This is a genomic window from Kitasatospora sp. NPDC059088 (assembly GCF_042738155.1).
Taxonomy (GTDB): Bacteria; Actinomycetota; Actinomycetes; order Streptomycetales; family Streptomycetaceae; genus Kitasatospora.
The window spans coordinates 21426-34772 of record NZ_JBHYGR010000028.1 but is presented as its reverse complement, the minus strand read 5'-3'; the positions used below and the strand labels follow the sequence as shown (position 1 = coordinate 34772).

Here is a 13347-nt window from a genome sequence, read left to right as displayed (position 1 = left end):
CGCGCCCTCCTCTTCCACCCCCTCTCCCCGCGTCACCCGGGAGGGGTCAGCGCACTTCGTTGAAGCGGACCATGTTGCCCGCCGGGTCGCGGAAGGCGCAGTCGCGGACGCCGTACGGCTGCAGGGTCGGCTCCTGGACGAGCTCGGCGCCGCCGGACTTCAACCGGTCGAACACGCCGTCCAGGTCGGCGGTGGCGAGCACCACCCGGGCGTACGTCCCCTTGGCCATCATCTCGGTGATGGTACGCCGCTCGTCCTCGGTGATGCCCGGGTCCGCGAAGGGCGGCTCCAGCACCAGCGACACGCCGGGCTGGCCGGCGGGCCCGACGGTGATCCACCGCATCGGGCCGCCGCCGACGTCCTGGCGGACCTCGAAGCCGAGCAGGTCGCGGTAGAAGGCGAGCGAGGCCTCGGGGTCGGTGTGGGGGAGGAAGGTCCAGTGAATGCTGATGTCGTTCATGACTGCAACGCTAGGCGCGGCCCCCGGGCGGGCGCTTCTCGAAAACTGATCGCCTCCCCGGGAAACCGATCGACCCCGGGGAGCGGCGGGTGTGGTCGCCGTCCCCCGGGGTCGATGGTCACGCGCAGCGTGCGGTGCTCAGCGCTTGCCGCTCAGGTGCGGCAGCGCAGCATCTCCAGCGGCGGGTGGGCGAGGACGTCCGCCCAGAACTCCTCGCCGTACTCGCGCAGGCCCTCCTCGGAGATCCCCAGCGGCACCCACTCGAGATCGGAGAACCCGGCCCCGCGCAGCGCCTCCTCGTAGACCTCCCGGCGCGGGACGGTGCCGAGGATGCTGATCGGCCGGGGGTCGAGCAGCGCGGTGACCCGCACCCGCGGGCCGGTCTCGACGTGGTCCCCGGTCGGCTCGCAGCGGAACCCGTACTGCTCCAGGCTGAGACAGTCGAAGGCGTAGTCCGGCTTCTGGGCGAAGACGAAGAGCTCCCCGCCCGGCACCAGGCTGCGGTGGACGGTGCGACACATCCGGTCCAGCGACGCGCGGTCCTCCGCGTAGTTGAGGCACTGCACCGCCAGGACCACGTCGAACTTCCGCTCCAGTTCGCGCAGTTCGGCCACATCGCCGACCTCGTAGCGCACCCCCAGCGGGTCGCGCTCCTCGAACGACTCGGCGGCGGCGATCATCTCGGTGGAGATGTCGATCCCGAGCACCTCCGCGGCGCCGCGCCGACGGACCTCGCGACTGTAGAAGCCCGTTCCGCACGCCAGGTCGAGGACGGCCTTGCCGCGGACGTCCCCGACCATCGCGAGGAAGCTCGGCACCTCCCCGAACCGCGTCAGCGGCAGGGCCTTGAAGCCCTCGAACGCCTCGCCGATCCCGTCGTACTGCTGCACGCTCATCGTGTCGTCCTCCCGTGTGCGCAGCCCAGTGCTGTGCTGGGAAGTCTGGCGCAGCCCGACGTGCCGTCGTACTGGCAGAAGCCACGAATCAGCGGCGCTGAGCGAGGTGGACGGTGATGTCCGCGTCCAGTCCGACGCGCTCCGGCAGCACCGCCAGGATCCGGCGGAACACCTCCGCCCGGGCGTCCTCCGGCAGCAGCAGATAGGCCGAGACCGTCGACAGGTGGCCGAGGTACTCCTCCGGCCCGACCGTCAACCGCCTTGGCAGCAACAGCTGTTGCACCCGGTCGAACCGCTCGGAGCGCTCCAGCTCGGTGCCCGGCCACTGCAGCTCCTGCTCCGGCGGCGTGCCGTCCGGGGAGGGCACGTCATCGCTCGCCAGGAACGGCGCCCGCACCACCCTTACGGCTTCCGCCAGTTCGGGGTCGGCCAACTGGACGGGCCCGCCGAAACAGGCGAACACGCCGCCCGGGCGCAGCAGTTCGGCCACCCGCTGCCAGCGGCCCGCCGGGCTGGTCCAGTGCAGTGCCGCCGCCGCGTACACCAGGTCGTACGGCCCGTCCGGCGGCAGCTCCTCGAACGCGGCGCGCACCGTCCGGACGCTGTCCGGGGTGTGCCGGCGCAGCTCGGCGAGCATGGCGGCGTCCGGCTCGGTCGCGGTCACGGCGACGCCGTGCCCGGCGAACAGCCGGGTGGCCTTGCCCGTCCCGGCCCCGATCTCCAGCGCCGTCCGCACCGGCCCGCCCGCGTGCTCCGCGGCGTATCCCGCGACCAGGTCGAAGAGCTCCACCGGATACCCGGGCCGGTACCGCTCGTAGGACTCCGCGACCGTTCCGAAGCTCAGCGCGCGCTCAGGCACCCGGAGCCTCCGGCAGGGCCAGCCACTCCTCCCAGCTGAGGTCGCGCCCCAGGAACCGCGGCTGCCGGAACGGCCACTCGGCGGCGATCCACCGCGGCACCAGCGCGTCGAAGGCCCGCTCCACCGCGCTGCCGACCAGGCCGTCCACCACCCACCAGGAGACCTCGCCGTCCGCCCCGGCCCGCTCGGGCGGGTCGATGTACACGCACCCGTGCACGGCCGTCTCGGCGGCGTCCAGCAGCACGTAGTTGAACGACTGGTGGGCGGCGATCTCCCGCTCGTGCCGGGCGAGGTCGATCCGGTTCGCCTCGGCCGTGATCGTCGCCGCCGGCCACCCCCAGGCCGGCCCGAAGATCCCGAACAGCCGCTCCCGGGAGCCCATCACCGCCGGATAGTCCATCGGCGCGTCCGCCTCCCGGATCGGCCGCAGGTGGTACGCGCCGTCGAGCAGCGGCACGTGGACGGGATGGACGAAATCAGCAGGAAGCCAGGTCATACCCCCGAGGCTATCCACCGCCACCCCGCAGCCCCACCCAATATCCCGCGCCACCGAATGTCCTGCCCCGCCGTAGAGCCGCCTGCCCGGGCGCCCGGTGCCGCTCGGTTCAGCCGAAGATCGCCTCGGGCTCACCGGTGAGCCACACGTTGTCGATCCGCACCCGGTGCATCAGCCAGCGCCCGCCGTCCCGGTGCAGCTCGACGTCGTAGCGGTTCTTCAACAGCGCGTGCGTCGCCGGGGCGGCCGTCAGCAGGTGCTGGGCCTCGACGAGGGCGGTGAGCCCGGCGCGGTCGCCGTCCACGGTGATCCGGGGGTTGGTGATCTGGTGGGTGGTGGTCACCCGCCCGGCGAACATGCCGAGGATGGTCGTGACGATGTGGTCCCCGCCGGTCATCAGGGGCGGCTCGGCGCCCCACGCGGCGGCCGCGGGGCGGAAGTCCAGTTCGGCGTCCGGGGTGAAGGAGGAGGCGAAGAGCTCGCGGTCGTGGAGGTCCTGGCCGAGGCCGAAGCGGAGCAGGGCGTCCAGGATCTCGGTCCGGTCGCGCAGCTCGGTGGCGACGGCGGCCGGGTCGTCGGCGGGTGCGGTGAGGGCGCGGTCGGTGGTGATGTACACGATGGAACTCCCGGTCGGGTGGCTGTTGTTCGGTGACGGGTCCACCCTCCCGCCGGAACGGCCGGACGATCAACGGGTGGCTGTGCAACGATCGTGAACCGAGACTTAACGAAGTGGTGGGGGAGAGGCGGCAAGGGTGCTGGAGCGGCACGAGATCGAGGCGTTCCTGGCGCTCTCCGAGGAACTGCACTTCGGGCGGACGGCCGAACGGCTGCACGTCTCCACCGCACGGATCAGCCAGACCGTACGGAAGCTGGAACGCCGCGTCGGCGCACCGCTGTTCACCCGGACGAGCCGCCGGGTGGAGCCGACCGCGCTCGGCGTCCAGCTGGCGCAGGAGCTGCGGCCCGCGTGGGAGGCGGTGGGCGCCGCCGTCCGGCGGGTCGCCGACGCCGGGCACGGCCGCACCGGAACGCTGCGGGTGGCGTTCGCGGGCCCCGCGGCGGGGCAGCTGCTCATCGGCGTCGCGGAGCGCTTCCGGGAGCGGCTGCCGGGCTGGGAGGCGACCCTCCGGGAGGCCGAACTCGTCGACCGGATCCGCCTGTTGCGGGCGGGCGAGGTGGACCTGGTGTTCGCGGAGTACCCGCTGCGCGAGCCCGACCTGGTGCCGGGCCCGGTCCTGGTGAGCGAGCCCCGGATGATCGCCCTGCCCGCCGGCCACCCGCTCGCGCAGCAGGACGCCGTCACACCGGAGGAGCTGGCCGGGATCCCGCTCGTCCGACTGCCCGCCGCCGTGCCGGAGTCCTTCCGGGCCGACCGCACCCCGGCCCGGACGCCGGCCGGGCGGCCGATCCCGTCCGGCCCGGAGGGCGGCACCCTGAACGAGATCCTCACCCTCGTCGGCGCGGGCCGGGCCGCCTTCCCGCTCGGCGCCCAGGCCCGCCGCTACCACCCCCGCCCCGACGTCACCTACCGCCCGCTGACCGGCGCACCCCCGGTCCGGTGGGGCCTGCTCCACCACCGCGACCGCGCCACCCACGCCACGGAGGCCTTCCACCACGCGGCCCAGGACCTCCTCGGCACCGCGGACTGACCCCTGGGCCCCGGCGACCGGTCGGAGGTGAAGCCGATGGCGGGAAAACAAGCAGGCATGATTGCTTTTTTCTGCGGCCGGTGCCACGCTGCTGCGCGGCGCCGCTCGTGCGGGGCGGCGCCAACAGGCCGGTAGGGGAGGCGCTTTGGTGCGCGGAGGATCGGTGCTGCGGGTCGGCAATGCCTCGGGGTTCTACGGGGACCGGTTCGCGGCGGTGCGGGAGATGCTCACGGGTGGGCCGTTGGACGTGCTCACCGGGGACTACCTCGCCGAGTTGACCATGCTGATCCTGGCGCGGGACCGGCTGCGGGATCCCTCGCTCGGGTACGCCCGGACCTTCCTGCGGCAGATGGAGGAGTGCCTCGGCCTGGCCCGGGACCGCGGTGTGCGGGTCGTGGTGAACGCGGGCGGCCTGAATCCGGCCCGGCTCGCGGACCGGTTGCGGGAGCTGGCGCAGCGCCTGGGAGTGCCGACCGTCGTCGCCCACGTCGAGGGGGACGACCTGCTCCCGCGCCGGGAGGAACTCGGCCTGCCCGAGGGCCTGTTGGCCGCCAACGCCTACCTGGGCGGGTTCGGCGTCGCCGCCTGCCTGACGGAGGGGGCGGACGTGGTGGTGACCGGGCGGGTGACGGACGCCGCACTGGTGGCCGGGCCGGCGATCGCCCACTTCGGCTGGGGCCCGGACGAGCTGGACGCCCTCGCCGGGGCGGTGCTGGCCGGGCACGTGCTGGAGTGCGGGGCGCAGGCGACCGGCGGCAACTACGCCTTCTTCGGCGAGCACGACGTGGACCGCCCGGGCTTCCCGCTGGCGGAACTGCACGCCGACGGCTCCAGCGTGATCACCAAGCACCCCGGGACGGGCGGGGCCGTCACGATCGGCACGGTCACCGCCCAACTCCTGTACGAGACCGGCGGAGCGCACTACCTCGGCCCCGACGTGACCGCCCGGCTGGACTCCGTGCGGCTCACCGAGGAGGGCCCGGACCGGGTGCGGATCGACGGCGTGCGCGGCGAGGCCCCGCCGCCGACCCTCAAGGTCGGCCTGAACCGGCTCGGCGGCCACCGCAACGAAGTGGTCTTCGTCCTGACCGGCCTGGACATCGAGGCCAAGGCCGCCCTGGTGCAACGCCAGTTGGCCGCCGCCCTGCCGCCCGAGGTCCGCCCGGCCGAGCTGCGCTGGACCCTCGCCCGCACCGACCACCCGGACGCCGACACCGAGGAGGCCGCGTCCGCCCTGCTCCGACTGACCGCCCGGGACCGGGATCCGGCCAAGGTCGGTCGCGAACTCGGCAAGGCCGCCGTGGAGTTGGGCCTCGCCGGCTACCCGGGCTTCCACCTCACCGCCCCACCCGGCCCGGGCGCCCCGTACGGGGTGTTCACCGCCGCGTACCTGGACGCGAAGCTGGTCGAGCACACCGCGGTGCTGCCGGACGGCCGCCGGATCACCGTCCCGCCCGCCGCCGGCACCGGCCACGTCGCCGCCGTCACCGGCCACGTCGCCTCCGTCGACGCCGAGTTGCCCGAGCCCCTGCCGCCGGGCCCGACCCGTCGCGCCCCGCTCGGCCTGGTGCTCGGCGCCCGCAGCGGCGACAAGGGCGGCGACGCCAACCTGGGCGTCTGGGCCCGCACCGAGGACGCCTGGCGCTGGCTGGCGTACACCCTCACCGTCGACCGGCTGCGCGCACTGCTCCCCGAGGCCGCCGACCTGCCCGTCACCCGGCACCTGCTGCCGAACCTCAAGGCCGTCAACTTCACCCTCACCGGCCTGCTCGGCGAGGGCGTCGCCGCCCAGCACCGCTTCGACCCGCAGGCGAAGGCCCTGGGCGAGTGGCTGCGCTCGCGCCACCTCGACATCCCGGAGGCCCTGCTGTGACCGTCCTGCCCACCCGCGTCGACCCGGCCGGGCCCGAGTACGCGGAGCACCGTGCCGCGATGGTCGCCAAGTTGGCCGAGCTGGACGCCGAGCACGCCAAGGCGCTGGCCGGCGGCGGCCCCAAGTACGTGGAGCGCCACCGCAAGCGGGGCAAGCTGCTGGCCCGGGAGCGGATCGAGCTGCTGGTGGACCAGGACTCGCCGTTCCTGGAGCTGTCCCCGCTGGCGGCCTGGGGCAGCGACCACCCGGTGGGCGCCGCGCTGGTCACCGGCATCGGGGTGGTCGAGGGCGTGGAGTGCGTGATCACCGCCAACGACCCGACGGTGCGCGGCGGCGCCAGCAACCCGTGGACGCTGCGCAAGGCCCTGCGGGCCAACGAGATCGCGCTGCAGAACCGGCTCCCGGTGGTGAACCTGGTCGAGTCGGGCGGGGCGGACCTGCCCAGCCAGAAGGAGATCTTCATCCCGGGCGGCGCCCTGTTCCGCGACCTGACCCGGCTCTCGGCGGCCGGGATCCCCACCGTGGCCGTGGTGTTCGGCAATTCGACGGCCGGCGGCGCCTACGTGCCGGGGATGTCGGACCACACCGTGCTGGTCAAGGAGCGCGCCAAGGTGTTCCTCGGCGGCCCGCCGCTGGTGAAGATGGCGACCGGCGAGGAGGCCGACGACGAGTCGCTGGGCGGCGCCGAGATGCACGCCCGCAGCTCCGGCCTGGCCGACCACTTCGCGGTGGACGAGGCGGACGCGCTGCGGATCGCCCGCCGGATCGTCGCCCGGCTGGAGCACCGCAAGCCGGGCCCCGGCCCGGACCGCTGCGCCGCGCCTCCGGCGTACGACGAGGAGGAGCTGCTGGGCATCGTCCCGGGGGACCTCAAGGTGCCCTTCGACCCGCGCGAGGTGATCGCCCGGATCGTCGACGGCTCCGACTTCGACGAGTTCAAGCCGCTGTACGGCGCCAGCCTGGCCACCGGCTGGGCCCGGCTGCACGGCTACCCGGTCGGCATCCTGGCCAACGCCCAGGGCGTGCTGTTCAGCGCGGAGTCCCAGAAGGCCGCCCAGTTCATCCAGTTGGCGAACCAGCGGAACACCCCGCTGCTGTTCCTGCACAACACCACCGGCTACATGGTCGGCCGGGACTACGAGCAGGGCGGCATCATCAAGCACGGCGCGATGATGATCAACGCCGTCTCGAACTCCAAGGTCCCGCACCTGTCGGTGCTGCTCGGCGCCTCCTACGGGGCGGGCCACTACGGCATGTGCGGCCGGGCGTACGAGCCGCGCTTCCTGTTCTCCTGGCCGAGCGCCAAGTCCGCGGTGATGGGCCCGCAGCAGCTCGCCGGGGTGCTCTCGATCGTGGCCCGCCAGTCGGCGGCGGCGAAGGGGCAGCCGTACGACGAGGACGCGGACGCGGCGATCCGGGCGATGGTCGAGCAGCAGATCGAGGCGGAGTCGCTGCCGGTCTTCCTGTCCGGCCGGCTGTACGACGACGGCGTGATCGACCCGCGTGACACCCGTACGGTGCTGGGCCTGTGTCTGTCCGCGATCCACAACGCGCCGGTCGAGGGCGCGCGTGGCTACGGCGTCTTCCGGATGTGAGAGGTCAGATGATCACCAACCTGCTGGTCGCCAACCGCGGCGAGATCGCCCGCCGGGTGTTCCGCACCTGCCGGGAGCTCGGCATCGCGACCACCGCCGTCCACTCGGACCCGGACACCGGCGCCCCGCACGTCCGGGAGGCCGACGCGGCGGTACGGCTGCCCGGCGCCGCGCCCGCCGACACCTACCTGCGCGGAGAGCTGATCGTCCGGGCCGCTCTGCGGGCGGGGGCGGACGCCGTCCACCCGGGGTACGGATTCCTCTCCGAGAACGCGGAGTTCGCCCGGGCCGTGCTGGACGCCGGCCTGCTCTGGGTCGGTCCGCCGCCGGCCGCGATCGCCGCGATGGGCTCCAAGACGGCCGCCAAGCGGCTGATGGCCGAGGCGGGGGTGCCGGTGCTGGGCGCGCTCACCGAGCCGACCGAGGCCGACCTGCCGGTGCTGGTGAAGGCCGCGGCGGGCGGCGGCGGCCGCGGCATGCGGGTGGTCGAACGGCTGGCGGACCTGCCCGGCGAACTGGCGGCGGCCCGGGCCGAGGCGGCCAAGGCCTTCGGCTCCGACGAGGTGTTCTGCGAGCGCTACCTGCCCAGCGGCCGACACGTGGAGGTGCAGCTGCTGGCCGACGCCCACGGCACGGTGTGGGCGGTGGGCGACCGCGACTGCTCCTTGCAGCGGCGGCACCAGAAGGTGATCGAGGAGGCCCCGGCCCCCGGCCTGGCGCCGCAGGTGCGGGCCGCGTTGCACGCCGCGGCCGCGGACGCCGCCCGGGCGATCGGCTACGTCGGCGCCGGCACCGCCGAGTTCCTGCTCACCGGGGACGGCCGGTTCTACTTCCTGGAGATGAACACCCGGCTCCAGGTCGAGCACCCGGTCACCGAGGCGGTCACCGGCCTGGACCTGGTCGCGCTCCAACTCGCCGTCGCGGAGGGCGAGGAGCTGCCCGCGGGCGGGCCGCCGCCGAGCACCGGCCACGCGATCGAGGCCCGGCTGTACGCCGAGGACCCGGCGAAGGACTGGCAGCCCGCGACCGGCACCCTGCACCGCCTCGAACTGACCTCGGAGCACAAGGAGTTCAGCGGGCCCGGGGTGGGAACGGACTCCTGGCTGCGGCTGGACTCCGGGATGGCGGCCGGCAGCGAGATCAGCCCGCACTACGACGCGATGCTCGCCAAGGTGATCGTCCGGGCGCCGACCCGCGCCGCCGCCGCCCGGAAGCTGGCCGACGCGCTGGCCCGCGCCCGGATCCACGGGCCCTCCACCAACCGGGAGTTGCTGGTCCGCGCACTGCGGCACCCGGCCTTCCTGGCCGGGCGGCTGCACACCGGCTTCCTGGCCGAGCATTCGGCCGAACTGCTCGCCCCCGACACCAGGAGCACCGGGCGGGCCGCCCTGGCCGCCGCCCTCGCCGACGCGGCCGCGCGCGGCACCGCGCTGCCGTCCGGCTGGCGCAACCTGCCCTCCCAGCCCCAGTCCAAGCGCTACGGGGCCCCCGACGGCGTCGAGTGGGAGGTCCGCTACCGCCGGACCAGGGGCGGCCTGGAGGCCGTCGACCACCCGGACGTCGAACTCGTCGAGGCCGAGGCCGGGTTCGTCCTGCTGCGCGAGGGCGAGGTGCAGCGGCGCTACGACGTGGCCCGCTACGGCGACCGGGTGTACGTCGACTCCCCGACCGCCAGCACCGCGCTCACCGCGCTGCCGCGCTTCCCCGACCCCACCGCCCAGCGCGACCCCGGCGCCCTGCTCGCCCCGATGCCCGGCACCGTCCTGCGCACCACCGCCGCCGTCGGCGACACCGTCACCGCCGGGCAGCCGCTGCTGGTGCTGGAGGCGATGAAGATGGAGCACCGGGTCACCGCCCCGGCCGACGGCACCCTGGTGGACCTGCGCGTGACCCCGGGGCAGCAGGTCCGGCTCGGCGCCCTGCTCGCCGTCGTCAAGTCGCCCGAAGAGTCCTGATCCCCCGAAGAGTCCTGAGCACCGCCCGACCACCCGCCCAGCGGAAGGACCACGCATGTCGTCCATCGGCAGTCAGCTCCTCGAAACCCCCGAACGCACCGCCCTGCGCCAGGCCGTCGGCGACCTCGGCCGCCGCTACGGCTCCGCCTACTACCTGGCCAAGGCCCGGGCCGGCGAGCCCGCCGAGGAGCTGTGGGCGGACGCGGGCAAGGCCGGCTACCTGGGCGTCAACCTGCCCGCCGAGTACGGCGGCGGGGGCGGCGGCATCAGCGACCTCGCCATCGTCCTGGAGGAACTCGGCACCGCGGGCTGCCCGTTGCTGCTGCTGATCGTCTCCCCGGCGATCTGCGGCACGGTGATAGCCCGGTACGGCACCGAGGAGCAGAAGCGCCGCTGGCTGCCCGGACTGGCCGACGGCAGCCGCAGGATGGCCTTCGGCATCACCGAGCCGGACGCGGGCAGCAACTCGCACCGGATCTCCACCGTCGCCCGCCGGGACGGCGAGGACTGGCTGCTGACCGGCCGCAAGGTCTTCGTCTCCGGCATCGACCACTCCGACGCCGTGCTGTTCGTGGCCCGCACCGAGGACGCCCGCACCGGCAAGCTCAAGCCCTGCCTGTTCGTCGTCCCCCGGGACACCCCCGGCTTCGAGTACCGGGCGATCCCGATGGAGCTGGTCGCCCCCGAGAAGCAGTTCCAGGTCTTCCTGGACGACGTCCGGCTGCCCGCCGACGCCCTGGTGGGCGACGAGAACGCCGGCCTGCTCCAACTGTTCGCGGGCCTCAACCCGGAGCGCATCCTGACCGCCGCCTTCTCCCTCGGGCTGGCCCGGCAGGCGCTCGGCAAGGCGGTGGAGTACGCGAAGACCCGCACGGTCTGGTCCACCCCGATCGGCGCCCACCAGGGCCTGGCGCACCCGCTGGCCCAGTGCGCGGTGGAGGTCGAGCTGGCCCGGCTGATGACCCAGAAGGCCGGGCTGCTCTACGACGCGGGCGAGGACCTGGCCGCCGGGGAGGCCGCCAACATGGCCAAGTACGCCGCGGGGGAGGCCGCCGCCCGGACGGTCGACCAGGCGGTGCAGACCCTGGGCGGCAACGGCCTCACCCAGGAGTACGGCCTGGGCGCCCTGCTCGCCGCCACCCGGGTCGGCCGGGTCGCCCCGGTCAGCCGGGAGATGATCCTCAACTTCGTCGCCCAGCACACCCTGGGCCTGCCCAAGTCCTACTGAGCCCCCGGCGCCGAGGGGCGCGCGGCCGCCACCGCAGCGCGCAGGTCGTCACCGCACGCCGGTCGGGTCGTCCGAACGCCCTTCGGAGCGGCTGCGCCACGCCTGCCCCGCCCCCGGTTTCCCACAATGGCCCAGCCCCGCCCGGACTGTCCGTATGCTCCTGAACACGCCCCGTGCCATCCGCTCGCCGATTTGGTTGCTGCGTCAACTTCCTTACTGGAGGCATGCCTTGGTGTTCCGTAGCGAGTTCCCGGACGTCCCCGTCATCGACCTGCCGATCCATGACGCGGTGCTCGCCGCCGCCGCCGGGTACGGCGAGCGGCCGGCCCTGATCGACGGCCTCACCGGGGAGGAGGTCAGCTACGCGCGGCTGGCCGCCTCCGTCGAGCGGGTCGCCGCCGCACTGGCGGAGAGCGGGGTGGGCAAGGGCGACGTGGTGGCCCTGTTCAGCCCCAACTCGGTCACCTATCCGATGGCCTACTACGGTGCCAGCCGGGCCGGTGCCACCGTGACCACGGTGTCCTCCCTCAGCACCGCCCGCGAGCTGGCCGGCCAGCTCGCGGACAGCGCCGCCCGCTGCCTGATCACCGTCTCCCCGTTCCTGGCGACCGCCCGCGCCGCCGCCGAGCTGCTGGCCGCCGACGGCCGCCCGCCGGTCGAGGTGATCGTGCTGGACGGTGCCGAGGGCCACCGCTCGCTCGCCGACCTGCTGGCCGCCACCGGCCCCGCCCCGGAGCCCGCGATCGACCCGGGCGAGGACGTCGCCGTGCTGCCGTACTCCAGTGGCACCACCGGACTGCCCAAGGGGGTGATGCTCACCCATCGCTCGATCGCCACCAACCTGGCCCAGACCGACGCCCTCTACCGCCCCTCCGTCGGCGAACGGGTGCTCGCGGTGCTCCCCTTCTTCCACATCTACGGCCTGACGGCGCTGCTCAACCAGCCGCTGCGGTGCGGCGCCACCGTGGTGGTGCTGCCCCGCTTCGACCTGGAGCAGTTCTGCGGTGCGGTCGAGCGGCACCGGGTGCAGGGCCTGGTGGTCGCCCCGCCGATCGTGCTCGCGCTGGCCAAGCACCCGGTCGTGGCCGACTTCGACCTCTCCTCGGTCGAGTACCTGCTGTGCGCGGCCGCCCCGCTGGACCAGGAGCTCGCCGAGGCCTGCGCCCGCCGGCTGGGCCTGCCGCACCTGCTCCAGGGCTACGGGATGACCGAGCTGTCCCCGGTCACCCACGTCGTCTCCCCGACGGAGAGCGACCCGGTGCCCGGCTCGGTCGGCCGGATGGTCCCCTCCACCGAGCTGCGGGTCATCGCCCTGGACGGCTCCGGCCGGGACCTCGGGCCGGGGGAGCCGGGCGAGCTGCTGATCCGCGGCCCCCAGGTGATGAAGGGCTACTTCGGCCGCCCCTCCGACACCGCCGCCATGGTCGACGCCGAGGGCTGGCTGCACACCGGCGACATCGGCCACGTGGACGGGCGCGGCTACCTGTTCGTCGTCGACCGGGTCAAGGAGCTGATCAAGTACAAGGGGTACCAGGTCGCCCCCGCCGAACTGGAGGCCGTCCTGCTCGGCCACCCGCAGATCGCCGACGCCGCCGTCATCGGCGTCCGGGACGCCGACGGGACGGAGTGCCCCAAGGCCTTCGTGGTCCGCGCCCCCGGCAGCGGGCTCACCGCGGAGGAGGTCACCGGGTACGTCGCCGGGCAGGTCGCCCCCTACAAGAAGGTGCGCGCGGTGGAGTTCGTGGACGCCGTCCCCAAGTCGGCGGCCGGCAAGATCCTCCGCCGAGAACTGCGCGCCCGCGAGGCCGCCCGCTGAGACCCGTCGGCCGGGACCCCGTCGGCCGGCGCCAGGGCGGCCAGGTCCAGGGCGCCCAGGACCCCGCAGCCCGGGACCCGGGCGGCCGGAGGGCGCGGCCCGTCTGTGAGGATCGACCCGCGGCGCCCCGATCCGCCGCGCCCCGACCGGAGCAGACCCCATCGACACAGGAACCGCCACCCGCCATGACCAGCCAACCCGCCGTCCGCACCCCCCAGCAGGACCGCAGCCGAGCGACCCGGGCCCGGTTGCTCGCGGCCGCCGTGGACTGCCTGGCCGAGCTCGGCTGGCAGGGCTCCACCGTCACCGTGGTCGCGGAACGGGCCGGCGTCTCCCGGGGCGCCGCCCAGCACCACTTCCCGACCCGCGAGGACCTCTTCACCGCGGCCGTCGAGCACGTCACCGCCGAGCGGCGGGCAGCCGTCCGCGCCCACGCGGACGAGCTGCCGGCCGCCCGCCCCCACCGGCCCCCGGCCCGGGGCGACAAGATCGTCCGCCACGACACCCGCCCGCGGTTGCG

The 13347-nt window shown here is 74.3% G+C and carries 12 protein-coding genes; 7 read left to right on the top strand and 5 right to left on the bottom strand.

Annotated features, from left to right (window positions below; all coding sequences use genetic code 11):
• Nucleotides 1-46 precede the first annotated feature (46 nt).
• The 5 genes from ACFWXO_RS15375 to ACFWXO_RS15355 form a co-directional block, all read right to left on the bottom strand.
• The gene (locus ACFWXO_RS15375) at nt 47-460 is read right to left on the bottom strand and encodes a VOC family protein (protein WP_350503315.1); all 414 of its coding nucleotides are present in this window, start codon (nt 458-460) and stop codon (nt 47-49) included.
• Nucleotides 461-612: 152 nt separating this feature from the next.
• Nucleotides 613-1356: a class I SAM-dependent methyltransferase gene (locus tag ACFWXO_RS15370; RefSeq protein WP_380524418.1), complete on the bottom strand. Its 744-nt coding sequence runs from the start codon at nt 1354-1356 to the stop codon at nt 613-615.
• An 88-nt stretch (nt 1357-1444) separates the two neighbouring features.
• The gene (locus tag ACFWXO_RS15365) at nt 1445-2215 is read right to left on the bottom strand and encodes a class I SAM-dependent methyltransferase (RefSeq protein WP_380524417.1); all 771 of its coding nucleotides are present in this window, start codon (nt 2213-2215) and stop codon (nt 1445-1447) included.
• Nucleotides 2208-2711: an N-acetyltransferase gene (locus tag ACFWXO_RS15360; RefSeq protein WP_380524416.1), complete on the bottom strand. Its 504-nt coding sequence runs from the start codon at nt 2709-2711 to the stop codon at nt 2208-2210. Before ACFWXO_RS15360 ends, ACFWXO_RS15365 begins: the two co-directional genes overlap by 8 nt.
• A 109-nt stretch (nt 2712-2820) precedes the next feature.
• A complete protein-coding gene (locus ACFWXO_RS15355; RefSeq protein ID WP_380524415.1) occupies nt 2821-3327 on the bottom strand; it encodes a nuclear transport factor 2 family protein in 507 nt (168 codons plus the stop codon).
• A gap of 136 nt (nt 3328-3463) precedes the next feature.
• On the opposite strand from ACFWXO_RS15355, the gene ACFWXO_RS15350 reads away from it, so the two are divergent.
• The 7 genes from ACFWXO_RS15350 to ACFWXO_RS15320 all read left to right on the top strand — a co-directional run.
• Nucleotides 3464-4360: a LysR family transcriptional regulator gene (locus ACFWXO_RS15350; protein WP_380524414.1), complete on the top strand. Its 897-nt coding sequence runs from the start codon at nt 3464-3466 to the stop codon at nt 4358-4360.
• A 148-nt stretch (nt 4361-4508) separates the two neighbouring features.
• Nucleotides 4509-6233, top strand: coding sequence for an acyclic terpene utilization AtuA family protein (locus tag ACFWXO_RS15345; RefSeq protein ID WP_380524413.1), 1725 nt, complete (start codon nt 4509-4511; stop codon nt 6231-6233).
• A complete protein-coding gene (locus tag ACFWXO_RS15340) occupies nt 6230-7828 on the top strand; it encodes an acyl-CoA carboxylase subunit beta (RefSeq protein ID WP_380524412.1) in 1599 nt (532 codons plus the stop codon). Before ACFWXO_RS15345 ends, ACFWXO_RS15340 begins: the two co-directional genes overlap by 4 nt.
• Before the next feature lie 8 nt (nt 7829-7836).
• Nucleotides 7837-9783 carry a biotin carboxylase N-terminal domain-containing protein gene (locus ACFWXO_RS15335; RefSeq protein WP_380524411.1) on the top strand — a complete coding sequence of 649 codons (1947 nt, stop codon included), beginning with the start codon at nt 7837-7839 and terminating at the stop codon, nt 9781-9783.
• A gap of 55 nt (nt 9784-9838) precedes the next feature.
• Nucleotides 9839-11011, top strand: coding sequence for an acyl-CoA dehydrogenase family protein (locus tag ACFWXO_RS15330; RefSeq protein WP_380524410.1), 1173 nt, complete (start codon nt 9839-9841; stop codon nt 11009-11011).
• 229 nt (nt 11012-11240) lie between these two features.
• Nucleotides 11241-12827 (top strand): 4-coumarate--CoA ligase family protein, encoded by a 1587-nt coding sequence (locus ACFWXO_RS15325; RefSeq protein ID WP_380524409.1) that lies wholly within the window; start codon nt 11241-11243, stop codon nt 12825-12827.
• Between the two features lie 185 nt (nt 12828-13012).
• On the top strand, nt 13013-13347 hold a 335-nt coding region (locus ACFWXO_RS15320), incomplete at its 3' end, for a TetR/AcrR family transcriptional regulator (protein ID WP_380524407.1).

What these genes read in the sequence shown, in the direction of transcription:
- ACFWXO_RS15335 (WP_380524411.1), top strand. Translation starts at nt 7,837, where the DNA reads ATGATCACCAACCTGCTGGTCGCCAACCGCGGCGAGATCGCCCGCCGG.
- ACFWXO_RS15330 (WP_380524410.1), top strand. Translation starts at nt 9,839, where the DNA reads ATGTCGTCCATCGGCAGTCAGCTCCTCGAAACCCCCGAACGCACCGCC.
- ACFWXO_RS15370 (WP_380524418.1), bottom strand. Translation starts at nt 1,356, where the DNA reads ATGAGCGTGCAGCAGTACGACGGGATCGGCGAGGCGTTCGAGGGCTTC.
- ACFWXO_RS15360 (WP_380524416.1), bottom strand. Translation starts at nt 2,711, where the DNA reads ATGACCTGGCTTCCTGCTGATTTCGTCCATCCCGTCCACGTGCCGCTG.
- ACFWXO_RS15375 (WP_350503315.1), bottom strand. Translation starts at nt 460, where the DNA reads ATGAACGACATCAGCATTCACTGGACCTTCCTCCCCCACACCGACCCC.